This is a genomic window from Microbacterium sp. (genome assembly GCF_030149085.1).
GTDB lineage: Bacteria > Actinomycetota > Actinomycetes > Actinomycetales > Microbacteriaceae > Microbacterium.
This window is the reverse complement of the sequence record NZ_JASBSF010000245.1, coordinates 1-2,147: the sequence shown is the minus strand read 5'-3', so window position 1 is coordinate 2,147 and position 2,147 is coordinate 1. Positions and strand designations below refer to the sequence as shown.

At 67.7% G+C, this 2,147-nt stretch carries 4 protein-coding genes; all 4 read left to right on the top strand.

Annotation, left to right across the window (positions count from 1 at the left end):
* A partial coding sequence (locus Q1V87_RS09950) for an ATP-binding cassette domain-containing protein (RefSeq protein WP_300592154.1) occupies window positions 1–489 on the top strand: 489 nt, incomplete at its 5' end.
* A gap of 38 nt (window positions 490–527) precedes the next feature.
* Window positions 528–788 (top strand): hypothetical protein, encoded by a 261-nt coding sequence (locus Q1V87_RS09945; RefSeq protein WP_300592152.1) that lies wholly within the window; start codon window positions 528–530, stop codon window positions 786–788.
* Window positions 789–840: 52 nt separating this feature from the next.
* Complete coding sequence (locus Q1V87_RS09940) at window positions 841–1,845, top strand: substrate-binding domain-containing protein (RefSeq protein WP_300592150.1); 1,005 nt, start codon at window positions 841–843, stop codon at window positions 1,843–1,845.
* Between the two features lie 124 nt (window positions 1,846–1,969).
* Window positions 1,970–2,147: class II aldolase/adducin family protein (locus tag Q1V87_RS09935; protein WP_366945429.1), on the top strand; the 178-nt coding region annotated here is incomplete at its 3' end.

Below are 2,147 nucleotides of genomic sequence, written 5' to 3'. Positions count from 1 at the left end.
GAGACCTACCTCTTCCACGCGTCGATCCGCGAGAACCTGCTGTACGCGAAGCCGGATGCCTCTTCCGACGAGCTCGAGGAAGCATGCCGCGGCGCGCATATTCATCACGTCATCGAGTCCTTCCCCGACGGCTACGACACGATCGTGGGCGAGCGGGGCTATCGCCTGTCCGGTGGCGAGAAGCAACGGATCGCGATCGCGCGGGTGCTGCTGAAGAACCCACCCGTCCTCCTTCTGGATGAGGCGACCAGCGCGCTCGACACCGTCTCGGAACGGACCGTGCAGCAGGCGTTGGATGCCGCGGCGCAGGGCCGCACGACCCTGACGATCGCGCACCGCATTTCGACGATCGTCGCCGCCGACGTCATCCACGTCGTGGAGGCGGGACGCATTATCGAAAGCGGCACGCACGCCCAGCTCCTCGCGGCTGGCGGCGCGTATGCGCGACTTGTCGCGCACCAGCAGGAGAGTGCCCTTTCCGTGATCTGACGGTTGCCGTCGGCCGCCGGCGCTGGGAAGCTGAGAGCGTGCGCGTTTGGGTGCGCGCCTCGCCCATGGAGGAACACACGATGGCTGGCAAGTTCGATCTGAACACGACCACTCTCGGGCAGTTGCTCGATGACCCGGAGGCGCGGGCGATCATCGACGAGTTGGTTCCCGAGCTGCCGACCCATCCCATGGTCGGAATGGCGAAGGGTATGCCCGTGAACACCGTGCTGACCTTCGCGGGTGGCCAGGTAGACCCCGAGATCGTGGCGCAACTGAAAGCGCGCATCGGCGCACTCTGAACGCTCCGACGCTCGTCGTCGTTGGGTGCACTCAGCAGTACGCTGAGGGCCCATGAGCGATGTCACCCGTCCGGCCCGTCCTGCCGGGGTGCGCGAGGTCGCCCGCCTGGCGGGGGTGTCGACCCAGACGGTGTCGCGGGTCATCAACAACTACGCGAACATCCGACCCGAGACGCGGATGCGTGTGCTCGAGGCCATGCGGGCGCTCGATTACCGCGTCAACAACGCCGCCCGAGCGCTCGGCACGGCATCCACCCGCACCATCGGGGTCATCGCCACGGATGCCACCCTCTACGGCCCCACGGTGGGAATCGCGGCTCTCGCCGAAGCCGCACGGGAGGCGGGCCTGTGGATCGCGACTGCCTACGCGGATGCGGGCGATCCGGCCGCGATCGACGGAGCGATAGCCCACGTGCTCGCTCAAGGCATCGACGGGCTCGTGCTCGTTGCCCCACACGCGCGCATGGTTGCCGCGCTACGCGAGAGGGAACTGGGTGTTCCGGTAGCCGCGCTGCACGCGGACGACGGTGCGGCGGCGCAACGCGAAGGCGCCGCGCTCGCCGCGGCACACCTCGTAGACCTTGGGCACCGACGGATCGGGCGTCTCGGCGGCCCCGTCGACTGGCTGGAAGAGGCATCCCGTGCCCAGGGTTCCGAGGAGGGACTCCACCGTGCCGGCCTGTCCCTCACACACGAGTGGCGGGGAGACTGGTCAGCTCGATCCGGCGCGGACCGTGCTGCGGAGGTCGCCGCCGCAGTGCAGGCCGGTGAACTGACGGCGATCCTTGCTGCGAACGACCAGATGGCCCTCGGGCTCATGGCAGGGCTCGCCGCGAGCGGCATCCGGGTTCCGAACGATCTCGCGGTCGTCGGCTTCGATGACAACCCGGATGCGGCGTTCTATGCGCCGGCGCTCACCACGGTTCGCGTCGATGTGCTCGGTGATGCGCGTCGCTGTGTCGCCGAGGTCACGGGGGCCTCGGCAGGAGGACCTACATCAGTGTCGGCTCCAGCGCAGCTCATCGTCAGGGCCTCGAGTGCGCCGCTGATGGCCTGACCTCGCGGGTGACATCGCTGCAGCAGTCAAGACTGGCGGATCCGAAGTGTTACCGGTAACATTCAGGCGTGCCCGGTCGGTGCAGACAAGCGCGATGACGAGGGTGTCTCGGAAGGATTCATCGATGACCGAAATCGACAGTGCCCAGTTCGACAGGGCCGTCAGCGAAGCGATCGCCCGTGTGCGCGCCGACGTGGCGAGCCTGCACTCCGAACTGGTTCGCTACGGACTGATCGTCTGGACCGGCGGGAACGTCTCGGGTCGCGTTCCCGGCGCTGACCTGTTCGTCATCAAGCCCTCGG